The sequence below is a fragment of the Rhodomicrobium sp. Az07 genome (genome assembly GCF_018619475.1).
Classification (GTDB): Bacteria; Pseudomonadota; Alphaproteobacteria; order Rhizobiales; family Rhodomicrobiaceae; genus Rhodomicrobium.
In genome coordinates this window covers 191,916-213,731 of the sequence record NZ_JAHFZG010000002.1, presented here as the reverse complement: position 1 = coordinate 213,731, position 21,816 = coordinate 191,916, and the positions used below count along the sequence as shown (strand labels likewise).

Annotated in this window: 21 protein-coding genes and 2 tRNA genes; 11 read left to right on the top strand and 12 right to left on the bottom strand. The window is 61.8% G+C overall.

What is annotated here, in order from left to right; genetic code table 11:
- Position 1: 1 nt before the first annotated feature.
- The 5 genes from cysT to KKP04_RS02530 all read right to left on the bottom strand — a co-directional run bounded on the left by cysT (position 2) and on the right by KKP04_RS02530 (position 4,628).
- Positions 2 to 844: a sulfate ABC transporter permease subunit CysT gene (gene cysT, locus KKP04_RS02550; protein WP_251133852.1), complete on the bottom strand. Its 843-nt coding sequence runs from the start codon at positions 842 to 844 to the stop codon at positions 2 to 4.
- A 67-nt stretch (positions 845 to 911) separates the two neighbouring features.
- Positions 912 to 1,901 (bottom strand): sulfate ABC transporter substrate-binding protein, encoded by a 990-nt coding sequence (locus tag KKP04_RS02545; RefSeq protein WP_215026176.1) that lies wholly within the window; start codon positions 1,899 to 1,901, stop codon positions 912 to 914.
- Between the two features lie 179 nt (positions 1,902 to 2,080).
- Positions 2,081 to 2,611 (bottom strand): DUF934 domain-containing protein, encoded by a 531-nt coding sequence (locus KKP04_RS02540; protein ID WP_215026174.1) that lies wholly within the window; start codon positions 2,609 to 2,611, stop codon positions 2,081 to 2,083.
- A complete protein-coding gene (locus KKP04_RS02535) occupies positions 2,598 to 4,256 on the bottom strand; it encodes a nitrite/sulfite reductase (protein ID WP_215026172.1) in 1,659 nt (552 codons plus the stop codon). Before KKP04_RS02535 ends, KKP04_RS02540 begins: the two co-directional genes overlap by 14 nt.
- A 21-nt stretch (positions 4,257 to 4,277) precedes the next feature.
- A complete protein-coding gene (locus tag KKP04_RS02530; protein WP_215026170.1) occupies positions 4,278 to 4,628 on the bottom strand; it encodes a DUF2849 domain-containing protein in 351 nt (116 codons plus the stop codon).
- Positions 4,629 to 4,989: 361 nt separating this feature from the next.
- Here KKP04_RS02530 and KKP04_RS02525 point away from each other — a divergent pair.
- Positions 4,990 to 5,064, top strand: a tRNA-Val gene (locus KKP04_RS02525).
- Between the two features lie 248 nt (positions 5,065 to 5,312).
- On the opposite strand, the gene gltA is transcribed toward KKP04_RS02525, so the two are convergent.
- The 5 genes from gltA to acnA all read right to left on the bottom strand — a co-directional run bounded on the left by gltA (position 5,313) and on the right by acnA (position 13,111).
- Positions 5,313 to 6,647: a citrate synthase gene (gene gltA / locus KKP04_RS02520; protein WP_215026168.1), complete on the bottom strand. Its 1,335-nt coding sequence runs from the start codon at positions 6,645 to 6,647 to the stop codon at positions 5,313 to 5,315.
- Positions 6,648 to 7,043: 396 nt separating this feature from the next.
- Positions 7,044 to 8,702, bottom strand: coding sequence for an energy-dependent translational throttle protein EttA (gene ettA, locus KKP04_RS02515; RefSeq protein ID WP_215026166.1), 1,659 nt, complete (start codon positions 8,700 to 8,702; stop codon positions 7,044 to 7,046).
- A 120-nt stretch (positions 8,703 to 8,822) separates the two neighbouring features.
- Positions 8,823 to 9,512 carry a hypothetical protein gene (locus KKP04_RS02510; protein WP_215026164.1) on the bottom strand — a complete coding sequence of 230 codons (690 nt, stop codon included), beginning with the start codon at positions 9,510 to 9,512 and terminating at the stop codon, positions 8,823 to 8,825.
- A gap of 270 nt (positions 9,513 to 9,782) precedes the next feature.
- Positions 9,783 to 10,037 carry a hypothetical protein gene (locus KKP04_RS02505; RefSeq protein WP_215026162.1) on the bottom strand — a complete coding sequence of 85 codons (255 nt, stop codon included), beginning with the start codon at positions 10,035 to 10,037 and terminating at the stop codon, positions 9,783 to 9,785.
- Between the two features lie 323 nt (positions 10,038 to 10,360).
- A complete protein-coding gene (acnA, locus tag KKP04_RS02500) occupies positions 10,361 to 13,111 on the bottom strand; it encodes an aconitate hydratase AcnA (protein ID WP_215026159.1) in 2,751 nt (916 codons plus the stop codon).
- Positions 13,112 to 13,255: 144 nt separating this feature from the next.
- Here acnA and ccmA point away from each other — a divergent pair, with 144 nt between their 5' ends.
- The 5 genes from ccmA to KKP04_RS02475 are packed head-to-tail and all read left to right on the top strand — an operon-like array spanning position 13,256 to position 16,148.
- Positions 13,256 to 13,891, top strand: a complete 636-nt coding sequence (gene ccmA / locus KKP04_RS02495) for a heme ABC exporter ATP-binding protein CcmA (protein ID WP_215026156.1) — start codon at positions 13,256 to 13,258, stop codon at positions 13,889 to 13,891.
- Positions 13,888 to 14,547, top strand: coding sequence for a heme exporter protein CcmB (ccmB, locus tag KKP04_RS02490; protein ID WP_215026153.1), 660 nt, complete (start codon positions 13,888 to 13,890; stop codon positions 14,545 to 14,547). The genes ccmA and ccmB overlap by 4 nt, the downstream gene beginning before the upstream one ends.
- Positions 14,548 to 14,582: 35 nt before the next feature.
- Positions 14,583 to 15,380, top strand: coding sequence for a heme ABC transporter permease (locus KKP04_RS02485; RefSeq protein ID WP_215026150.1), 798 nt, complete (start codon positions 14,583 to 14,585; stop codon positions 15,378 to 15,380).
- The gene (ccmD, locus tag KKP04_RS02480; RefSeq protein ID WP_215026147.1) at positions 15,373 to 15,552 is read left to right on the top strand and encodes a heme exporter protein CcmD; all 180 of its coding nucleotides are present in this window, start codon (positions 15,373 to 15,375) and stop codon (positions 15,550 to 15,552) included. The genes KKP04_RS02485 and ccmD overlap by 8 nt, the downstream gene beginning before the upstream one ends.
- Entirely contained in the window at positions 15,549 to 16,148 is a 600-nt protein-coding gene (locus KKP04_RS02475) for a DsbE family thiol:disulfide interchange protein (RefSeq protein WP_215026144.1), read from the top strand. The genes ccmD and KKP04_RS02475 overlap by 4 nt, the downstream gene beginning before the upstream one ends.
- Positions 16,149 to 16,459: 311 nt before the next feature.
- Here KKP04_RS02475 and KKP04_RS02470 read toward each other — a convergent pair whose 3' ends face one another.
- Positions 16,460 to 17,992, bottom strand: a complete 1,533-nt coding sequence (locus tag KKP04_RS02470; protein ID WP_215026141.1) for an acyl-CoA carboxylase subunit beta — start codon at positions 17,990 to 17,992, stop codon at positions 16,460 to 16,462.
- Between the two features lie 163 nt (positions 17,993 to 18,155).
- Here KKP04_RS02470 and KKP04_RS02465 point away from each other — a divergent pair.
- The 3 genes from KKP04_RS02465 to KKP04_RS02455 all read left to right on the top strand — a co-directional run bounded on the left by KKP04_RS02465 (position 18,156) and on the right by KKP04_RS02455 (position 19,717).
- Positions 18,156 to 18,239: transfer RNA gene (locus tag KKP04_RS02465), tRNA-Leu, on the top strand.
- Positions 18,240 to 18,538: 299 nt separating this feature from the next.
- The gene (locus tag KKP04_RS02460) at positions 18,539 to 19,093 is read left to right on the top strand and encodes a peroxiredoxin (protein ID WP_215026138.1); all 555 of its coding nucleotides are present in this window, start codon (positions 18,539 to 18,541) and stop codon (positions 19,091 to 19,093) included.
- Between the two features lie 90 nt (positions 19,094 to 19,183).
- Positions 19,184 to 19,717 carry a carboxymuconolactone decarboxylase family protein gene (locus tag KKP04_RS02455; protein ID WP_215026302.1) on the top strand — a complete coding sequence of 178 codons (534 nt, stop codon included), beginning with the start codon at positions 19,184 to 19,186 and terminating at the stop codon, positions 19,715 to 19,717.
- Positions 19,718 to 19,829: 112 nt separating this feature from the next.
- Here KKP04_RS02455 and KKP04_RS02450 read toward each other — a convergent pair whose 3' ends face one another.
- On the bottom strand, positions 19,830 to 20,180 hold the full coding sequence (locus tag KKP04_RS02450) for a hypothetical protein (RefSeq protein WP_215026133.1): 351 nt from the start codon (positions 20,178 to 20,180) through the stop codon (positions 19,830 to 19,832).
- A gap of 178 nt (positions 20,181 to 20,358) precedes the next feature.
- Between KKP04_RS02450 and KKP04_RS02445 the strand changes: the two genes are divergently transcribed.
- Positions 20,359 to 20,613 carry a GlsB/YeaQ/YmgE family stress response membrane protein gene (locus tag KKP04_RS02445; protein ID WP_215026130.1) on the top strand — a complete coding sequence of 85 codons (255 nt, stop codon included), beginning with the start codon at positions 20,359 to 20,361 and terminating at the stop codon, positions 20,611 to 20,613.
- 323 nt (positions 20,614 to 20,936) lie between these two features.
- Positions 20,937 to 21,776, top strand: coding sequence for an outer membrane protein (locus KKP04_RS02440; RefSeq protein WP_215026127.1), 840 nt, complete (start codon positions 20,937 to 20,939; stop codon positions 21,774 to 21,776).
- Positions 21,777 to 21,816: the final 40 nt, after the last annotated feature.

The window sequence follows — 21,816 nt, the reverse complement described above, 5'->3', positions numbered from 1 at the left end:
CCTAGCCCCTCGCCTCCGTCCAGCGCTGAAGCCGATTGATTATGAGCAGCATGATGAAGGCCACGAACAGCATGATGACCGCGATCGCGGTTGCATCGGCATAGCGGAATTCCTCAAGGCGAATGACGATGAGGAGCGGCGCGATTTCCGAGATGTTCGGCAAATTGCCCGCGATGAAGATGACCGAGCCGTATTCGCCGACCGCGCGGGCGAAGGCGAGGGCGAAGCCGGTCAGAATCGCGGGCAGCAGCGTCGGCGCAATAACCTTCCGTATCACCTGCCAGCGGGTCGCCCCGAGGGTCGCGGCGGCGAACTCAAGCTCAGGGTCGAGATCCTTCAGCACGGGCTGAACCGTTCGCACCACGAAGGGAATGCCGACGAAGATCAACGCCACCAGAATGCCGAGCGGCGTGAACGTGACCTGGATGCCGAGCGGCGCGAGAAACTGGCCGATCCAGCCTTGCGGGGAATAGAGCGTGGCGAGCGCGATGCCGGCGACGGCGGTGGGCAAGGCAAAGGGGATGTCCACGATGGCGTCGGCGATGCGCCGGCCGGGAAACTCATAGCGGGTCAACGCCCACGCGACGATCAGGCCGAAGATCACGTTGAAGATTGCCGCCGCGAAGGCGATGCCGAACGAAAGCTTGAGCGCGTTCAGCGTGCGCGTGGCCGTGAGGATGGCGATGAACTGGTCGAAGCCCACACGCGACGCATAGAGGATCAAGGCCGCGAGCGGGATCAGCACGATCACAGAAAGCCAGGTGAGGGTCAGGCCGAACGTCAGCCCGAAGCCGGGGATGACGCTCGGTTCCCGAAAGCGCAATGTGTTCGATAAGGAGGCCAAGGCAGGTCACTCTCTTCGTTACGATGATTTGGATTATAGCCCGAGGTGAAGTCCTCGCCTCCCGCTTTTACCTGCCGTAAATCTGATCGAAGACGCCTCCATCGCCAAAATGTTCCTTCTGGGCTTTCTGCCAGCCGCCGAACACGTCATCGACGGTGAAGAGCGCCACCGTCGAGAACTTGTCCGCATATTTGTCGGCGACTTCCTTGGAGCGCGGGCGATAGAAATTCTTCGCGGCGAGTTCCTGGTTTTCCGGAGTGTAGAGCGCCTTCAGATAGGCTTCGGCGGCTGCACGCGATCCGCGCCTGTCGACGACTGAATCCACGATGGCGACGGGCGGTTCCGCGAGGATCGAGACGGACGGCGTCACGATTTCGAACTTGTCGTCGCCGAACTCCTTCACCGAAAGATACGCCTCGTTCTCCCAGGCGAGGAGCACGTCGCCAAGATTGCGCTGAACGAAGGTCACCGTCGAACCGCGCGCGCCCGTGTCGAGCACCGGCACCTGCCTGAAGATCTTCGTGACGAATTCCTTCGCCTTGTCTTCGGAGCCGTATTTCTTCAGTGCGTAACCCCATGCAGCGAGGTAGTTCCAGCGCGCGCCGCCGGAGGTCTTCGGGTTCGGGGTGATGATCGACACGCCGGGCTTGGCGAGGTCGTCCCAGTCCTTGATGCCCTTCGGGTTGCCCTTGCGGACGAGGAAGACGATCGTCGATGTGTAAGGCGCGGAATTGTCCGGGAATTTTTTCTGCCAGTCCTTGTCGAGAAGGCCCTTCTCGGCGATGGCGTCGATGTCGTAGGCGAGCGCGAGCGTCACGACGTCGGCCGCGATGCCGTCGATCACGGCGCGGGCCTGCTTGCCGGAACCGCCATGGCTCGCCCTGATGTTGAGCGTCTCGCCCTTCTCCGCCTTCCATTTCGCGACGAAGGCCTTGTTGAACTCGGAGTAGAACTCGCGCGTCGGATCGTAGGAAACATTGAGCAATGAATCGAGAGCGTAGGCGGGGGCGCCGATCAGAGTAGCCGCCGCCAGTGCCAGCACTGTGCGTCTGAGCATGAAAATCTCCAAAGGTTCTTCTTTTGAATGCAAATGGGTCTGCGACGGTGCCAGCTTACACTGGTCTTCGCCCCTGACTGCGCGCATTTGCGCCTCAGCAGGGGCATCCACATAAGGGACCGCGAAGCGGGCAGACGCCCTTCTTCTCCATGAAGGGCCTGAGGCAAAAGCAAGCTGTCTCACCCATCGCTTTCGCCTTCTTTGCTCGCCGTAGAGAACGGCGGGGAGAAGCGGAACCGGAACCCGCCATCGCGTGCAAGGGAAGGCTGGTAGAAGCCCGAAAACTCCCGAAGCGCCTTCGCAAAGGCCTTTGCATCGTGATCTTTCCTGACTTCGAACGCGTCGAAGCCGGAACGCACCATGAAAAGGAACTGATCGCGCAACACATCGCCCGAGGCGCGGATTTCGCCCGTGAAGCCGTAGGCCTCGCGCAGCCTCCGCGCTTGCGTGAAGGCGCGGCCGTCGCGGTAAATGGGGAAGTCGAGTGCCACAAGCGAGAGGCGCGGCAGATACGGTTCAAGCAGACTCTCCGCCTTGTCGTTCGGCAGCGCCACGCCGAGCGGCACGTTGCGGCTGTCAAGCGATTGCGGCGCTTGCGCGAGCAGCCATTCGAGCGAAACGATAGCGGGTACGTCCGTCGGGACCGGCTCGTCGCCGCCGAGGCGGACATAAGGATCGTCCGCGACCTCGCCTTTCTTAATGTACGGCATGAAGCGCTTCCTTGAATGGCTCGACGCCAAGCCGTTTCACCGTGTCGATGAAAAGTTCGCTCTCGCTCTGCCGAAGGTCGAGGTAGCGGTTCACGATGCGCTCGATGGTGTCCGTCACCTCGTCATAGGGAATGGCCGGGCCGAGCAGATCGCCGAAGCGGGCGTCCTCGTCCGCCTTGCCGCCAAGCGTGATCTGGTAGAATTCGCGGTCGTTCTTTTCCACGCCGAGAATGCCGATATGGCCGACATGGTGATGGCCGCAGGCGTTGATGCAGCCCGAAATGTTCACATGCAGGCGGCCGACCGAGCGCGCCTTGTCGAGGTCGGCGAACCGCTCGGCGATGGCGGTCGCGATCGGGATCGAGCGCGCGTTCGCAAGGCTGCAATAGTCGAGGCCGGGGCAGGTGATCATGTCCGAGATAAGGTTCACGTTCGGCGTCGCGAGACCCGCCGCGTCGAGCTTCCGCCAGAGCGCGTAGAGGTCTTTCTGGCGGACATGCGGCAGCGCAAGGTTCTGCTCGTGGCCGACGCGGATCTCGCCCGCGCTATAGGTGTCGGCGAGGTCGGCGAGCGCGTCGAGTTGGCCCGAGGTCGCGTCTCCCGGCGGCTTGCCGATGGGCTTCAGCGACACGGTGACGATGCCGTATCCCGGCTCCCGGTGGCGGGCGACGGAGTTTGCGTGCCATGTCGCAAAGCGGGCGTCGGCGGCGAGCGCCCGCTTCAGTTCTTCGGGCGCGTCTTCGAGCGGCTCGTATTCCGGATAGACGAAGCGCGACCTGATGTCGGCGAGGAACGCATCGTCGAGCTTCAGATAGCCGTCGCGGATGCGCTCCCATTCCTTTTCGACATCGGCCTTCAGCTTCTCGACGCCGATCTCATGGACGAGGATCTTGATGCGCGCCTTGTAGATGTTGTCGCGGCGGCCGTGCGCATTGTAGGTGCGAAGGATCGCCTCAAGATAGCTGATGAGGTGCTCCCTCGGCACGAAGTCGCGCAGAAACTTGCCGAGGAAGGGCGAGCGGCCGAGACCGCCGCCGACCAGCACTTCGAAGCCGACTTCGCCAGCGTCGTTGCGGACGAGGCGCAGGCCGATATCGTGCACCTTGATCGCCGCGCGGTCGTGTGGGGTGGCCGCAATCGCGATCTTGAACTTGCGCGGCAGGAACGTGAATTCGGGGTGCAGCGAGGACCATTGCCGCAGCACCTCTGCCCAGAAGCGCGGGTCTTCGATTTCGTCCGGCGCGACGCCCGCCCATTGGTCGGTCGTGATGTTGCGAATGCAATTGCCCGACGTCTGGATGGCGTGCAACCCCGCTTCGGCGAGGCTTTCGAGCACGTCCGGCATGTCGGAAAGCTTGATCCAGTTGAACTGGATGTTCTGGCGCGTCGTGAAGTGACCGTAGCCCTTGTCGTAGACGCGGCCGACCTCGGCGATCTTGCGAAGCTGGGTCGAGGACAGCGTGCCGTAAGGGATGGCGACGCGCAGCATGTACGCGTGAAGCTGGAGATAGACGCCGTTCATCAGCCGAAGCGGCTTGAACTCGTCTTCGGTCAATTCCCCAGAGAGGCGGCGCGCCACCTGATCGCGGAACTGCTCGGCCCGCTCCGCGATGAACGTGCGGTCGAATTCGTCATAAACATACATCGCGGAATGGTCTCCGGGTTTTCAGGCTGCGACCTTGCCGGCTTCCTTTGGAAGGTAGGCAGCGGGTGCATCGGAGGGAAGCGGGAATGTGGGGCCGTCGCTGCGAATTTTCTCGCGGAGATTGCCGGGCCTGGCGGAAGCAGCCGCTTCGACGGGCGCGACATAGGGGCCGACCGCGATAAGGCCATCCGCCTGGGCGGCCTTCAGCGCGGCGAGGGCTTCGTCCGCAGCCCGCACAACCTGTGCGTCGTCGAGGCTTTCCGACCAACGGCCTTCGCCTGTGCGGTGGATTACAACGCCATCGGCAAGGCGGTTCGCGGTGATCACCACCGGCCCGTTGATCCTGAGCTTCTGCTGATGAGGATGTGCCATCTGTTCCCCGAAATAACAAAGTGCGCGGCGCAGCCCGCCGCGCGGCTCGCGGACCTCGCTCGCCTTGGGCCAGAGTTTGGCGATCTTTGGAAACTTCTCAAGAAAAAACGCGCGCTTTCTGGAAAATAAGTGCGCAGGAAGGCCGCTTTCGCGGCGAATGATAAAATAATATTGTCGATATGGGTTCGTCGAGAACGAGATGCCATTTTGAAAGCGATTTGGGCAAAATCGCCCTCCACGCCTGACAGAAAGCGTCGGTCGGGGATCCGTCGAACAGGAAAAACCGGAAAAGCGCGCCGAACCCTCTTGATTGCGCGGCCCGCAACGGTAATAAAGGTGGCTCGCTCGCTTATGGCGGCGCGGGCACGTAGCTCAGCGGTAGAGCATTCGCTTCACACGCGAAGGGTCACAGGTTCGATCCCTGTCGTGCCCACCATTTCCGAAGACCGCGAAAAATGCTCAAACCAGCCGCGGCACGCTTCAGCCGCGCCATGCCGCCGCCTTGCTGAAAAACGCGCCGCCGCGAGTCCCGGTTGCTGCGAGGTTTCGCTCAAATGTCAAAGTTAAAAGCTCCACTCGAATCGAATGTTCGCTGGTGGTCCTTGCGATTCCGCCATTTGCTCGCCGGGCGCGATGCAAAGGAGCAAATGTCGGAATCGGACCACAAGAGACGCACCTCTCCAATTATGTGCGCAGGTCCAGCGGCACGTAATCGCGATGCGGTTCGCCGATGTAAAGCTGACGCGGGCGGCCGATCTTCTGCTCCGGATCGGCAATCATCTCCTTCCACTGCGCGATCCAGCCCACCGTGCGCGCCACAGCGAACAGCACGGTGAACATCGAGGTCGGGAAGCCGAGCGCCTTCAGTGTAATGCCGGAATAGAAGTCGATATTCGGATATAGCTTCTTCTCGACGAAGTATTCGTCTTCGAGCGCGATACGTTCCAGCTCAAGCGCCACCTGAAGCAGCGGATCGTTCCTGACGCCGACGATGTCGAGCACTTCCTTGCAGGTCTTCTGCATCACGCGGGCGCGCGGGTCGTAGTTCTTGTAGACGCGGTGGCCGAAGCCCGACAGCCGGAAATTATCGTTCTTGTCCTTGGCGCGCTTGATGAATTCGGGAATACGGTCGACCGTGCCAATTTCCATCAGCATCTTCAGCGCCGCCTCGTTCGCGCCGCCATGCGCCGGCCCCCACAGGCAAGCGATGCCGGCGGCGATACATGCGAAGGGGTTTGCGCCGGACGAGCCCGCGAGCCGCACCGTGGAAGTGGACGCGTTTTGCTCATGATCCGCGTGGAGCACGAAGATACGATCCATCGCGCGGCTGAGTACGGGATTGACCTTGTACTCCTCGCACGGCACCGCGAACATCATGTAGAGGAAGTTGGATGCGTAATCGAGATTGTTGTTCGGGTAGATGAACGGCTGGCCGATGGAGTATTTGAACGCCGTCGCCGCAATGGTCGGCATCTTCGCGATCATGCGTATGGAAGCGAGGTCGCGCTGCACCGGATCGTTGATGTCGATGGAGTCGTGATAGAACGCGGCGAGCGCTCCCACCGTGCCCACCATGACGGCCATCGGATGCGCGTCGCGGCGGAAGCCGGAGAAGAACTTGTTCATCTGCTCGTGGATCATCGTGTGATACGTCACACGATTGCGGAATTGCAGGTATTCCTGCTTGTTCGGCAGTTCCCCGTACAGAAGAAGATGGCAGGTTTCGAGAAAGTTGCCGTTCTCGGCAAGCTGATCGATCGGGTAGCCGCGATAGAGAAGGACGCCCTTGTCGCCGTCGATGAAGGTGATGTCGGATTTGCAAGACGCGGTCGAGGTGAAGCCCGGGTCGTAGGTGAAGGCGCCGGATTGCCCATAGAGTTTGGAGATGTCGACCACGTCGGGGCCGACGGAACCGGAATAGACCGGCAGTTCGAACTGCTTGTTCTGGAGGGTAAGAGTGGCCGAGCCGTTGGGCCTGGCGTCACCCTTGTGATGGGCGGAAGTATCGGTCGAGCTCATGCTCGCCTCCTGGTGACGTTATGCCGCGCGCGGGAGGCGCGTAGGATGTCTTGAGGTTGACATGCCATCGCCTAATTGGCCAGCATATTTTGCGCTGCACACTTTGCGTGCAATCGCACATTGTCGCGAGCATAATCCGCTGTTTTGCATCGGGGCCGCTCGCCGATGTAGCCATCGGCGTTCATGAAACGCAGCGCGGTGAAGCGGTTAAACCAAGTATAGGCGACACGTTCGATCACCTGATCACGCGATGCGGCCCATCTCGCCTGCGAGCCGTTGCCTGCCTTGGGGCCGCGCTGTCATCAACCAGCAAAAGCTTTCTGGACCCACAGGGAGCATAGAGTGATACGTGAACTCCAGCAGTCCCTGAGCGACTGCTGGAGTTTTGATGCCTGCTTAACCCCGCGCAAACCGCGCGAACTTCGCCTTCGGTGTGTCGGCTGCGGCGGCGCCGAGGCGGCGCAACTTGTCTTCTTCGTAAGCCTGGAAGTTGCCCTCGAACCACTCGACATGGCCGTCGCCCTCGAAGGAGAGGATGTGCGTCGCGAGGCGGTCGAGGAAGAAGCGATCATGGCTGATGACCACGGCGCAGCCCGGGAAATCCTCTAGCGCGGCTTCGAGGCTCGACAGGGTTTCCACGTCGAGGTCGTTGGTCGGTTCGTCGAGCAGGATGAGGTTGCCGCCCTCCTTCAGCATCTTGGCGAGATGCACGCGGTTGCGCTCGCCGCCCGATAGCAGCCCCACCTTCTTCTGCTGGTCCGCGCCCTTGAAGTTGAACCATCCGCAATAGGCGCGGGAGTTCACCTCCTTCGTGCCGAGCTTGATCTGGTCGAGGCCGCCGGAGATTTCCTCCCACACGGACTTCTTCGGATCCAGTGCATCGCGGCTCTGGTCGACATAGCCGAGCTTCACCGTCTCGCCCACGCGGAAGGAGCCGGCGTCCGGCTTCTCGTTGCCGATGATCATCTTGAACAGCGTCGTCTTGCCCGCGCCGTTCGGGCCGATCACACCGACGATGCCGCCGGGCGGAAGCTTGAAGTCAAGTTCGTCGATCAGCGTGCGCCCGTTGAAGCCCTTCTTCAGCCCCTCCGCTTCGAGCACGACGCCGCCGAGACGCGGGCCGGTCGGGATCTGGATCTGCGCCTTGCCGACCTGATCGCGCCCCGCTTCCTCCGCCAGCTTCTCATAGGCGGTGATACGCGCCTTGCTCTTGGCCTGCCGCGCCTTCGGGCTCGCCCTGATCCATTCGAGTTCGCGCGCCATGGTGCGCTGCTTCGCTTCGTCTTCGCGCGATTCTTGCGCCGCGCGCTTCGCCTTCTGTTCGAGCCAGCTCGAATAATTGCCCTTGTACGGCACGCCCTGGCCGCGGTCGAGTTCGAGCGTCCATGTGGTGATCGAGTCGAGGAAGTAACGATCGTGGGTGACGAGGATCACGCAGCCCGGATAGTCTTCGAGGAAGTGCTGGAGCCAGTCCACCGTCTCGGCGTCGAGGTGGTTGGTCGGTTCGTCGAGCAGCAGAATGTCGGGCTTCGACAGCAGAAGCTTCGTCAGCGCCACGCGGCGCTTTTCGCCGCCCGAGAGGTTCTCCACGCTCGCATGCGGCGGCGGGCAGTTCAGCGCGGCGAGCGCCTGCTCGACCTGCGCGTCGAGATCCCAGAGGTTATGCCCGTCGATGACGTCCTGAAGCGTCGCCATCTCGTCGGCGGTCTCGTCGGAATAGTTCATCGCAAGCTCGTTGTAGCGGTCGAGCATCGCCTTCTTGTCGGCCACGCCGTCCATCGCATTGCCGAGCACGTCCTTCGATGCGTCGAGATGCGGTTCCTGCGGCAGATAGCCGATGCGCACGCCTTCCGCCGCCCACGCCTCGCCCTGATGCTCCGTCTCGACGCCCGCCATGATCTTGAGCAGCGTCGATTTACCCGAGCCGTTCACGCCCACCACGCCGATCTTCGCATCGGGCAGGAAGGACAGCGAGATGTTGTTCAGCACCTGCTTTCCGCCGGGATAAGTCTTGGAAAGCTTCTGCATCACGTAAACGTATTGCGGCGCGGCCATGGGCTTCTCTTCTTGTGTGCGTCGATGAATGGGGAATCTTGCTCCTTATGTAGCGCGGTTGCGCGTGCTTGTCAGCCTCGGGGTTGGGGCGCTTGCCAGACGACGCTCCCACCGCAACGGCTAGATCACGAGGCGTATCGGCAGGGCATGAATATTCGCCGTTGATCGGTTGTCGACCACAACCGCCTTTTCGCCCCTTTTGGAATCGATGCGCGACAAGGCCATTCCCCTATCTGGAATGTCGCAGAATGGCGGTGAAGCTGAATAGAGAGCGTTCATAACGCCCGCCTCTAGCCGCTTACGCAGGCGGTCCCCTGGACCGAACTCAGCGATGAAAAGGCGCATCGCGCGGCATTGCGCGCTCGACGCTATCGATACCATTCGCCAGTGCTCTGCAAAGGCGATTGCTTTTCTTGTTTGATAGGACGGAATCTCGTTTCCCCAATCGAATGAATAGCCGATGGCACGTTGACGTTCAGCCAGTGCGACCGCGCTGGCGTTTGTTTTCCACCAGTCTGAATAACCATTCCAGACGCGGGAGCGGATACCCTCCTTTATTTTATCGACGTCAAAGACGTTTATCTCATCCCCGACGCGTCGCTTTCTTTCGTGCGTGGCAAACCGAAGTTTGACGTTCTTTGCGTGACCGGCACAGTAAATTATATAGCCGCCATTATATTCGAATGTCTGTAGGTAAACTCCACATATGTCGGGTAGAGGCGGTAGATTGTTATCTATTTCAAATCCGGGCCAACTATGTGGCCCTTGCCAGTTGGCTACCAAAATTTCGCTTTCCGAAGCGTTGAGCATGACTTCAGACCATTCAGCCTACATTGTCAAAATTCGAGAATACCAGTAACGGACGGAAGCTATCATATTGAAGCAAAAAGTCCCGCGAGATAGCTTCAAGGAACACCCGGCGGCGCCATTCCTTCCCCTGTAAAAGGAGTGGCAACATGACAGACCCATCAGCAGCGGGCGGACCGCAGGCGCGGGTTTTGCAGCTTGTGAGAAATCGGATCAATAGCGGTGATACAAAAAGGCCGGGGAAATCCCCGGCCCGATCCGCGGCGTTAACGCCTATTCCGCCGCGCGGAGCGTCGGGCTCTCGACCTCGCCCGCGTGGCGCACAGCGATGCCCGTGAACGCGCCGCAATGGCCGCAGGAGATATAACGCTGCACGCCGCGATCATGGCCGAAGCCGTATTCGACATCGCGCACGCTGAGGGAAGTTGAACCGCAGCAGGGGCAGGCGACGCTGGAGGCGGACTGGCGGCCGAGGCTGTTCGCGGTCTCGACCCATTGATTGAAGGGGGCTTTCGTGCTCTGCGCCATGGCGCTCACTCCCGGTTCCCGGTTTCTTGGCGGCTTTTTTTTTGAAAATGCTTCGCCTGCGCCCGCGAATCTTGAAGCTGCGAGCACCGGCCAGCCTGTGTTTCTTTGATATATGACAAGTGTTGCAGGGGGATTTCGGAGTCGCAAGCGTTTCTTTGTCGCTCCCCACGACTTTGTTAACACACTCGAAACGCTTGGCTTTCTGTCGCAGTCGGACGCGTTTTTCGTGCCGTGGACGGATCATTGCGCACAATCTTGCCGTGATTGCACGAAGAAGCCCCGCAAGGGCGCGAGGCTTGTCGCGCAAACGTGATCGGAATCGATCAGGCCGCTGCAAGTCTCCGCAGCACATAGGGCAGGATGCCGCCCGCGCGGAAATAGGCGAGTTCGTCGACGGTGTCGATCCGGCACAACAGCGGCACGTTCTTCAGCGAGCCATCCGCGAAGACGATTTCCGCCGCCATGCGCTTCTGCGGCGCAAGCTCGCCAAGCCCGCGGATTATCACCGTCTCCGAGCCGGTCAGCCCCAGCGCCTGCCACGACATACCCTCATCGAAGAGGAGCGGCAGCACGCCCATGCCGACAAGGTTCGAGCGGTGGATGCGCTCGAAGCTCTGCGCGATGACGGCGCGTATGCCGAGAAGCCGCGTGCCCTTCGCCGCCCAGTCGCGGCTGGAGCCTGTGCCGTATTCGCGGCCCGCGAAGACGACGAGCGGCACGCCGTCCGCCTTGTACGCCATCGCGGAATCGTAGATCGCCATGCGCTCGCCGTCGGGCTGATGCAGGGTAACGCCGCCTTCCACACCCGGCACCATCTGGTTCTTGATGCGAATGTTGGCGAAGGTTCCGCGCATCATGACCTCATGATTGCCGCGCCGCGAGCCGTAGGAATTGAAGTCGCGAGGCTCGACGCCGTGCTCCATGAGGTAGCGGCCAGCGGGACTCGTGCGCGCGATGGACCCGGCCGGGCTTATATGGTCGGTCGTGATCGAATCGAGGAAGAGGCCCAGCACGCGCGCGTTCTCGATGTCGGCGATGGGCGCGGGCGCGTCGCCGGTCAGGTGCTCGAAATAGGGCGGGTTGCGGACGTAGGTCGAGGCGTCGTCCCAGTCGTAGGTCTTGCCGGTCTGATCGCCGCCGATGGCCTGCCAGCGCTCGTCACCCTGGAAGACGTGGGCATAGCGCGTCTTGAACAGCTCCGGCGTGATGGCCGTGCGCACGATCTCCGCGATCTCCGCCGAATTCGGCCAGATGTCCGCCAGATGGACGGGCTTGCCGTCGCGATCCGTGCCAAGCGGATCGGTGGTGAGGTCGATCTTCATCGAACCGGCCAACGCATAGGCGACGACGAGCGGCGGCGAGGCGAGGTAGTTCGCGCGCACGTCCGGGTTCACGCGGCCCTCGAAATTGCGATTGCCGGAAAGGACGGCGGCGGCGATGAGATCCTTCTCCGCGATGGCCTTCGAGATCGGTTCCGGCAGCGGCCCGGAATTGCCGATGCAGGTGGTGCAGCCATAGCCGACGAGGCCGAAGCCGAGCGCGTCGAGGTCCGCTTGCAGGCCGGATATGGTGAGGTAGTCGGTCACGACCTGGCTGCCGGGCGCGAGCGAAGTCTTCACCCACGGCTTCGGCTTGAGGCCCTTTTCGCGCGCCTTCCGGGCGAGGAGGCCCGCCGCGATCAGCACGCTCGGGTTCGAGGTGTTGGTACAGGATGTGATTGCCGCGATGACAACGTGGCCGTCCGCCATGGAATAATCCACACCCTCGACGCTTATCACGCGATCGAGCAACCCGCCGTTCGGCCCACCTTCCGCGATCATCTCCGCCGCCTCGCTGCCGGGCTGCGGCGCGCGCATCTCCGCCACGGTGTCGAAGAAGCCTGCCGCCGCAAGGCCCAGCGGCACGCGATCCTGCGGGCGGCGCGGCCCGGCAAGGCTCGGCTCCACGGTCGAAAGGTCGAGTTCGAGTATATCGGTGAAAACGGGATCGGGCGTTTCCGTCTCGCGCCAAAGCCCTTGCGCCTTCGCGTAAGCTTCGACCAGCGCCACGCGGTGCGGATCGCGGCCCGTCGCGCGGAGATAGGCGAGCGTGTCCTTGTCGGTCGGGAAAAAACCGCAGGTGGCACCATATTCGGGCGCCATGTTCGCCATCGTCGCGCGATCCTCGACCGAGAGCGTATCGAGGCCGTGGCCGAAATATTCGACGAACTTGCCGACGACGCCCTTCTTGCGCAGGGTCTGCGTCACGGTCAGCACGAGATCGGTGGCGGTCACGCCCTCGTAGAGCTTGCCCGTGAAGCGGAAGCCGATCACCTCGGGGATGAGCATCGAAATCGGCTGGCCGAGCATCGCCGCTTCCGCCTCGATGCCGCCGACGCCCCAGCCGAGCACCGAGAGCGCGTTGATCATGGTCGTGTGGCTGTCCGTGCCGACGAGCGTGTCGGGGAAGGCTTGGGCGATGCCGGCCGCGTCCTTCGTCCATACGGTTTGCCCCAGATATTCGAGGTTCACCTGATGGCAGATGCCGGTGCCCGGCGGCACCACGCGGAAATTGTCGAAAGCCATCGCGCCCCAGCGCAGAAACTCGTAGCGCTCGCGGTTGCGCTCATATTCGAAATCGACATTGATCTCGAAGGCGCGGGCATTGCCGAAACTGTCCACCATCACGGAATGGTCGATGACGAGATCGACGGGCACGAGCGGATTGATCTTCGCGGTGTCGCCGCCGAGTTTTGCCATCGCGTCGCGCATAGCCGCGAGGTCTACGACGGCGGGCACGCCGGTGAAGTCCTGCATCAGCACGCGCGCCGGGCGAAACGCGATCTCTCGCGTCGAGCGGCGCTCGGTGAGCCACGCGGCGACGGCGCGGATGTCGTCGGCGGTGACGGTCTGCCCGTCCTCGAAGCGAAGCAGGTTTTCGAGCAGCACCTTCAGCGAAAATGGAAGCTTCGAGACGCCGGAAAGGCCATTCGTTTCCGCATCGGTGAGCGAGAAAAACTCATAAGGCTTCCCGTCGACGGCGAGCGTTTTGCGGCTGCGGAAGCTGTCGAGGGAGCGCGGAGTTAAGGAAGCCACAGCGATTCTCCATCTGTGCGAAAATGCTTCTTGTGGGTATGCGCCAGAGTACCATAAAGAGAGGTTCGGCCTCCCTTCGACACGAGAATTTCATTTGTGAATATTACCCCGCTCACCCGTTCTGGTTCCGCTTCTGCTCGCGCCATGCCGGTTTCCAGCCTCGCGGCGTTGAAGCTCGCCTGTCAGCGCGGCGGGCGCATCGTGGTGCCCGCACTGTCGTTCAAGGTTGAGGCCGGACGCGCGCTGATCCTCCGCGGACCGAACGGCGCGGGCAAGACGACGCTTCTTCGCACCATCGCGGGCTATCTCCCGGCGGACTCGGGGCGCGTGATTGTTTCGGACGACAAGGGCGAGGGCACCGGCGAAGGCCACTTTCACTACATCGGCCACACGAACGGCATCAAGCCGCGCCTGAGCGTCATCGAGAATGTGAGCTTCTGGCAGCGCTTCTATTCCGGCGCGGACGATGCGGACGCGGCCGAGAACGCGCTCGACGCGTTCGCCCTTCTCGACCTCGCGGAATATCGCGCGGGCCATCTCAGCCAGGGGCAGGCGCGTCGCCTCGGCCTCGCACGCCTGCTCGCGTCGAAGCGCTCGGTGTGGCTCCTCGACGAGCCGTCCGTCTCGCTTGACGCGGCTTCCACGCGGCGGCTCGAAACCGCCATCCGGCATCATCTCGCGCAAGGCGGCATCGCGCTTGTCTCGACGCATCTCGACCTCGCGCTCGGTGACGCCGCGACGGTTCTCGAACTCCAGCATGGGCGGGCGTTTGCGGCATGAATGCCTTCCTCGCGCTTCTCACCCGCGACCTGACGCTTGCGCTGCGCCAAGGCTCGGCCATCGGGACCGCGCTCGGCTTCTATCTCATCGCTGTGTCGATCATTCCGCTTGGCCTTGGCCCGGACCTCGCGCTTCTGTCGCGCATCGCGCCCGGTATTCTGTGGATTTCGTTCCTGCTTTCGGCCGTGCTGTCGGTCGACGCGCTGTTTCAGGAAGACCGCGACGACGGCTCGCTCGATGCGCTCGCCATCGGCCCGCTGCCGTCTGAACTCATCGCCGCGTCGAAAAGCCTCGCGCATTGGCTCACCACCTGCGTGCCGCTCATCGTGGTGACGCCGCTCGCAGGGCTGCTCCTCAACATGGAGCTTAACGCGGTGCCGAAACTGCTCGCCACGCTAGCGGTCGGCACGCTCGGCATCAGCTTCGTCGCGGGCGCAGGCGCGGCGCTGACGCTCGGGCTTCGGCGCGGCGCCCTGCTGCTGCCGCTCTTGATCCTGCCGCTTTTCGCTCCTTTCCTGATCTTCGGCGTCGGAGCCTTGTCCGGCGCGGCCGGGGCATTTTCGCAGAGCATCCTGCTGCTTGGCGCGCTGTCGCTGTTTTCGGTGGCGGCGATGCCATTTGCCGCTGCCCTTGCCCTTCGCCTGAGTTTGGAGTGAGTTATATAAGATACAAAGTGGGGGACGAGACGCTTATGGCAGACCTGACGAACACCGAAACGATACGGCCGGGGTGGTTTTCCACGCTCGCCAATCCGACAACCTTCATGCGGCTGTCGGGCAAGGTGCTGCCATGGCTCGCTGTCGCGACGCTTGTGCTGTTCGCAGTGGGTCTCACGGGCGCGTTTCTGGCGCCGCCGGACTACCAGCAGGGCGAGACGGTTCGCATCATGTTCATCCATGTGCCGTCCGCTTGGCTGGCCATGATGTCGTACACGATCATCGCCATCTCGTCGGCGGGATATCTCATCTGGCGGCACCCGCTGGCTGACGTGTCGGCGAAGGCGGCGGCACCCATCGGCGCGACGTTCACGCTGGTTGCGCTCATTACCGGCTCGCTCTGGGGCAAGCCCATGTGGGGCGCCTACTGGGTTTGGGACGCCCGGCTGACGAGCGTGCTGATCCTGTTTTTCCTCTATCTCGGCCTTATCGCGCTTCGCCAGGCCATCGACGAGCCCGGCCGGGCGGGTCGCGCCGCCGCGATCCTCGCACTGATCGGCGCGGTGAACATCCCGATCATCAAATACTCGGTGAACTGGTGGAATACGCTGCATCAGCCCGCGAGCGTGATCCGCGCCGACGGCCCGACGATTCATTCGTCGCTTCTGTGGCCGCTGCTCGTGATGGCGATTGCGTTCACGCTGCTTTTCGTCGTGTTGCACTTCAAGGCGATGCGGGCGGAAATCCTGCGGCGGCGATGCGATGCGCTGATCGCGCGGCATGTGCGCGGCGATGCGGCGCGCGCGGGCACGGAGGAGGCGGCCAATGCTTGATCTCGGACCTCACGCGGCATTCATCTGGATATCCTACGGCGCAGCGGCGTTCTGCGTTCTGGCGCTTGCGATTTGGGCGTGGGGCGATGAGCGCGGTCAGGCGAAGCGCCTCGCCGATCTCGAACGGCGCGGGCTCAAGCGGCGCTCCGGCCAGGGGCAGGACAAGTCATGACCGACACACCCGATAAACAGACCAAACCGCGCCGTCTCGTGCTGCCTGTCGTCATCGTCGTGGCAGTGCTGTCGCTGCTTTACTACCAGCTTCGCACCGGCGATCCGCAGAACCTGCCGTCCGTGCTGATCGGCAAGCCCGTACCGGATTTCCAGCTTGCCGCGCTTCCCGGCGCGCCGAGCCCCTCGGGGTTGGTCGTGCCGGGCTTTTCGTCCGACGACCTGAAGAAGGGCCGCGTTTCGCTCATCAATGTGTGGGCGTCGTGGTGCGCGCCGTGCCAGGTCGAGCATCCGCTCATCACGGACCTCGCGCGGCAGGGCATTCCGGTTTACGGCATCAACTACAAGGGCGATACGCCGGCAGGCGCGAAACGGTTTCTGGCGCGCCTCGGCAACCCGTACAAGGCCGTGGGCGTGGACGATACCGGCCGCGTGGCCATCGATTTCGGCGTGTATGGCGTTCCCGAGACCTTCGTGATCGACGGCGCGGGACGTATCGCGTTCCGTCACGCGGGGCCGCTCACCGAGGAAGTCATCGCGCAGAAGCTCAAGCCCGCGATGGAGAAGGCCGCGAAGGCGGTGCCGCCACAGTCCTGAGCGGACTGTCGGAAGTGCAGCGCTTCCGATGCTCGCAGGCGCCCCTGTTTGGGCCTATGTCGAACAGGCCGGTAACGATGGTGACGCCGTTCATTGAACTCCCCACAGCGGGAGAGTGTCGGCCGCCACTCTATCCACCCGGCCTGTAGCGGAGCATGCCGGGCGGGGTTTCTCTACCGAGCCGGTGAAGAGAGGATGATCCGGCTCCGGAAGCGCAGCCCACGCCAAGGCGATGAAAAAAGGGCAGTCGCGATGACTGCCCCTCGTGATCTCCCGGGATGCGCCGCCGAATGGCCGCGCCCGATCGCCGCTCAAAGCGGGATGTTATCGTGCTTCTTCCAGGGAAGCTCTTCCTTCTTGTGGCGCAACATGTTGAGGGCGCGCGCAAGCCGGTAGCGCGTGTTGAACGGCATGATCACGTCGTCGATATAACCGCGTTCCGCCGCGATGAACGGGTTTTCGAAGCGCTCTTTATATTCGGCGATGCGGGCGGCGATCTTGTCCTTGTCTCCAAGCTCCGCGCGATAGAGGATTTCCACCGCGCCCTTCGAGCCCATGACGGCGATTTCGGCGGTCGGCCATGCATAGTTCACGTCGCCGCCGATATGCTTCGAACTCATGACGTCGTAAGCGCCGCCATAGGCCTTGCGCGTGATGACGGTGATCTTCGGCACGGTCGCCTCGGCATAGGCAAACAGCAGCTTCGCGCCGTGCTTGATGAGGCCGCCATATTCCTGTGCCGTGCCCGGCAGGAAGCCCGGCACGTCGACAAACGTGATGAGCGGGATATTGAAGCAGTCGCAGAAGCGAACGAAGCGCGCGGCCTTGCGGCTGGCGTCCGAGTCGAGCACGCCCGCCAGCACGATGGGCTGGTTCGCCACGACGCCGATGGGATAGCCGCCGAGGCGCGCGAACCCCGTAATGATGTTCCGCGCGAAGGTCTCCTGAATCTCGAAAAAGTCGCCCTCGTCGGCGATTTTCCTGATCAGCTCCTTCATGTCATAAGGCTTCGTCGCGTCCGGGGGCACGAGCGTCGCGAGCGACGGCTCCTGACGGCGGATGTCGTCATGGGTCGGCAGATGCGGGACGGGCGACTGGTTGTTCTGCGGCAGGAAGTCCATGAGCCGCCGCATCTGGAGCAGACATTCCACGTCGTTGTCGAACGCGCGGTCGGCGATGGATGAGCGGGTCGTATGCACGCTCGCGCCGCCGAGTTCCTCGGCCGTCACTTCCTCGTTCGTGACGGTCTTCACCACGTCGGGGCCGGTCACGAACAGATAGGAGGTGTCGCGGACCATGAAGATGAAGTCGGTCATGGCGGGCGAATAGACGTCGCCGCCCGCGCAGGGGCCCATGATGACGGAAATCTGCGGGATAACGCCCGAGGCCTGGACGTTGCGAAGGAACACCTCGCCATAGCCGCCGAGCGCCGCGACGCCTTCCTGAATGCGCGCGCCGCCCGCGTCGAACAGGCCGATGATCGGGGCGCGGTTCTTGAGCGCCATGTCCTGAACTTTCATGATCTTCTGCGCGTGCGCTTCCGAAAGCGAGCCGCCGAACACCGTGAAGTCTTTCGCGAACACGTAAGTGACGCGGCCGTTGATCGTTCCCCAGCCGGTAACGACGCCGTCGCCGGGAATTTTGGTGGAGCCCATGCCGAAGTCGGTACAGCGGTGCTCCATGAACATGTCGTATTCTTCGAAGGAGCCATCGTCGAGGAGCAACTCGATACGCTCGCGGGCGGTCAGCTTGCCGCGCTTGTGTTGGGCTTCGATGCGTTTTGCGCCACCGCCCTGGCGTGCGACTGCGCGGCGGCGTTCGAGTTCGGCGATGATTTCTTTCATGGTTTTTCCGGTATGCGGGCTGGAAGCATGCTTGCGAATGGCTCACACTAGCGCTGAAGACGGGCTGCCGCAAATTCGTAATTGGAATGTCATGTCGCGGCTTGTGCGGGGGGGAATCTTTTGTTAGACAAGCGGCTCCCCGGCGATTACATCACGGGGCGCTGCGGTCGTGGCGGAACGGTAGACGCGCTAGCTTGAGGTGCTAGTGGGGCAACCCGTGGAAGTTCGAGTCTTCTCGACCGCACCATTTTTCGCTTCCTTCGCCGGGAGGCGGCCCATGCCAGAAGACATGTCACGAGAAGCTTCTCGCCATCCAGATGCTGACAGAGACGCCTTTGCCGCTGTTATCATGTGATCGACGGATACTGACGCAAATCCCCCGCCTCCGACCTTCCTTCGTTCCCATGCAAGAAGCGAAAAATCCTGACAACTGACAGTCCTGCGGTTAAGTCATAGCAGCCATGTTGCACCGCAACGTGATGCCCATGGCACGTGGCTTGCGTTAAATCAAAATCGACAGTTCAAAAACCGGAAGGGAAATTCGCTATGTTGGGAATTGGTGACAAGCTGCCGTCTTTCGAGGTCGTGGGTGTGAAGCCGGGCTTCAACTACCACGAAGAGAATGGTGTGAGCGCGTTCGAGACGCTGACCGAGACCAGCTTTGCGGGCAAGTGGAAAGTCATCTTCTTCTATCCGAAGGACTTCACGTTCGTTTGCCCGACCGAGATCGCGGAATTCGGCCGCCTCTCCAGCGAATTCGCCGACCGCGACGCCATCGTGCTCGGCGGATCGAGCGACAACGAATTCTGCAAGCTCGCCTGGCGCCGCGATCACAAGGATCTGCACAACCTCAACCTTTGGCAATTCGCCGACACGACGGGTTCGCTGATCGATGGCCTCGGCGTGCGCTCGGGTGCCGGCGTCGCCTATCGCTACACATTCGTTGTCGATCCCGACAACGTCATCCAGCACGTTTACGCCAACAACCTGAATGTGGGCCGCAATCCGTCCGATACGCTGCGCGTGCTCGATGCGTTGCAGACCGACGAGCTTTGCCCCTGCAATCGCGCCGTCGGCGGGGATACGCTCAAGGCCGCGTAACGGCGACCATCTTCCGAAGAACACCGGCCCGGATGTCGCGAATGCGACAGTCCGGGCTTTGGCATGTCAACTTTCCAACAGGACCACGCGATGTCGATAGACGCCATCAAAGACCGCCTCGGCAATTTCGCCAAGGACGTGAAGCTCAATCTTTCCTCCGCGCTCAACGACCAGACGCTTTCGGAACAGACGAAATACGGGCTGCTGCTCGCCTCGGCGATTTCTACGCGCAACGCGCAAGTTGCCGCCGCGTTCGAGGCCGAGGCCGCGAAGCACCTTTCGCCCGCCGCGTTCGAAGCCGCCAAGGCCGCCGCGTCCATCATGGCGATGAACAACGTCTATTATCGCTTCGTGCATCTCGCTTCGAACAAGGAATACGGCACGAAGCCTGCGCGGCTTCGCATGAACGTCATCGCCAATCCGGGCGTCGACAAGAACGACTTCGAACTGTGGTCGCTCGCCGTCTCCGCGATCAACGGCTGCGGCATGTGCATCGACGCGCATGAGAAAGTGCTGCGCGAGGGGGGCGTGTCGTCGGAGACGATCCAGACGGCGGTTCGTTTCGCGGCAATCGTGCAGTCCGTGGCCGTGGCGCTCGAAGCGAGCACACCCGCGCAGGCGTGAGGCGCGGCGCCCCAGCCGACATCTCGTTTTGCGGTGAGGGGCGCGCTCCTTATTCTCGATGGAACCTTACGCGTCCGTGTCCTCATCATTTGGGGCTGTCGATGCGCGAGCCTCAGTCCCACCGGCTGAACGGTGAACTGGCCGCCCCGCTCGGCGGGGGGCCGCTTCGAGGCGTTCGCGCAGGCTTGCGGTTGCGCGACACGAAGCTTGCCAGGATTCCGATCAGGAGCCTCATCGCAATCGAGATCCCCACAAGCACGATCTGGTTCGGCTGAAGGAAGATATCGACCCAAACCATGAAGTTATCGGGCAGATAAAGGGACTGCATCTGATCGCGCACGTTTTGCGCGCCCGAGAGAAGATCGCGCATCGTCGTCGGGAAATGGATCGCCGTATAGGTAAACGCGATCAGCGACGCGATCATCGTGAACGTAAAAAGCAAAAGCGACTGGAGCAGCTTCATGATGTGGCCTTTGTTTGCGCCCGCACGCGCTCTCAACTCGCAATGAAGGTGCGTCGCCTTTTAATAAAATCACTTTTATGCGGAGCGGAACGATTTTGTGAAGCGCGTCGTTAACGGGGTAGCGGAATTGCTCCGCCTGCCCGCGAGGAGCGGGTCCGGCTCATCAACGGAGGACACCATGGCCGACGCTTATTCAATTCTTTATATCGTTCTGATCGGTCTCGCAGCGGGCGTGCTTGCAAGCCTCGTCGTGCCCACCGGTCTCGACCTTCTCGGCGCGATCGTCGTCGGCATCATCGGCGCGGCAATCGGCTTCTATCTCTTTCCGGCGCTGGGCGCGCGCGTGACGGGCGATCCGACCGTTGCATCGATCATTACCGCGACGGTGGGCGCGATTTTGCTGCTCGTTGTGTTGCGACTGGTCCGCCGATGAGCGCTCGCGGGAGCCGATGAGCGCGCGGGCGTGAATCGGCGAGGCCGAAGCAGGAAGCGGCCTCGCCGCGTCATTTCGCGATGCAGGACAGCATGCCGATATATTAAACCATTATTCTTCAAATCATTTTCAGAATTTAGCCGTTATTTGATCGTGGCGAAATAGTCACTTACCCACAAAGCAACGCCGGATCACAAGCCGTTGCGCTAGCCAGAAAATCCGCGCGCCGTTAATGAATAGAAAGACGGTCGCGGATCGACTGACTCACCGGTTTGTAAAAGGGCAGTTTCGAACCGGTATCTGAGTGGATTGGGGTGGGAACGATGTCTTCTGTTCGTGAGTCCGCACGCCTTGCGTGTGTTGTTGGTGGCGTTCTGCTTGCTGCAAATCCGGCGCTTGGCGCTGATCTTTACAGCCGTGGCGGGCTCAAGGACGGCCCCGTCTACGAAGCGCCTGCGCTGTGGCAGGGCTTTTACATCGGCGGCCATGTCGGCGCGGGCTGGAGCAAGGCAAAACTTTCCGATACCTATGCCTATAACCGCTACGACCCCCATTATGGAAAGTCCTTCGAGGAAACAAAGTTCACTGGTGGCGGTCAAATCGGATACAACGTGCAGCGTGGAAACGTCGTTTTCGGCGTCGAAGGTGAAATCGGTTATTTGGGCTTCGACGGATCTCAGTCCGCGCAATTGGTAACCGGAAACACGGATAATCTCTACGCCGATTATTCCGTATCCGGTGATCTTTACGGTGCTGTCACGGGTAAGGTCGGCTATGCGGCGGATCGTTGGCTGCTTTACTTCAAAGGGGGCGTCGCCTTTCTCAATGCAGAGTTTGATTCAACTTACGTGGCGAAGAGTTCAAGCGACTGGCCTTTTCCAAACGGCACATTTTACAATGGCGGAAGTGATACGCTTGTTGGCTGGACCATTGGAGCTGGCATCGAATATGCTCTCACGCAGAATTGGGCTTTGCGGGGGGAATACCAGTATTTCGACTTCGGCGATTTGTCGGATTTATACTACTCAAAAAATCTTATGAACAATGGTTATGGTGGATATACGGAACTCGAAAGCTCCAAGAAGCTCGACGTAACGGCCAGCACCCTCAGGGTGGGGCTGAGTTATCGAGTGAGCGGCAGCGGCTACGCCGACCTCAAATAGCCACGCCTTCGCTCGGAACAGCAGGCGCGCTCGCAAGGCC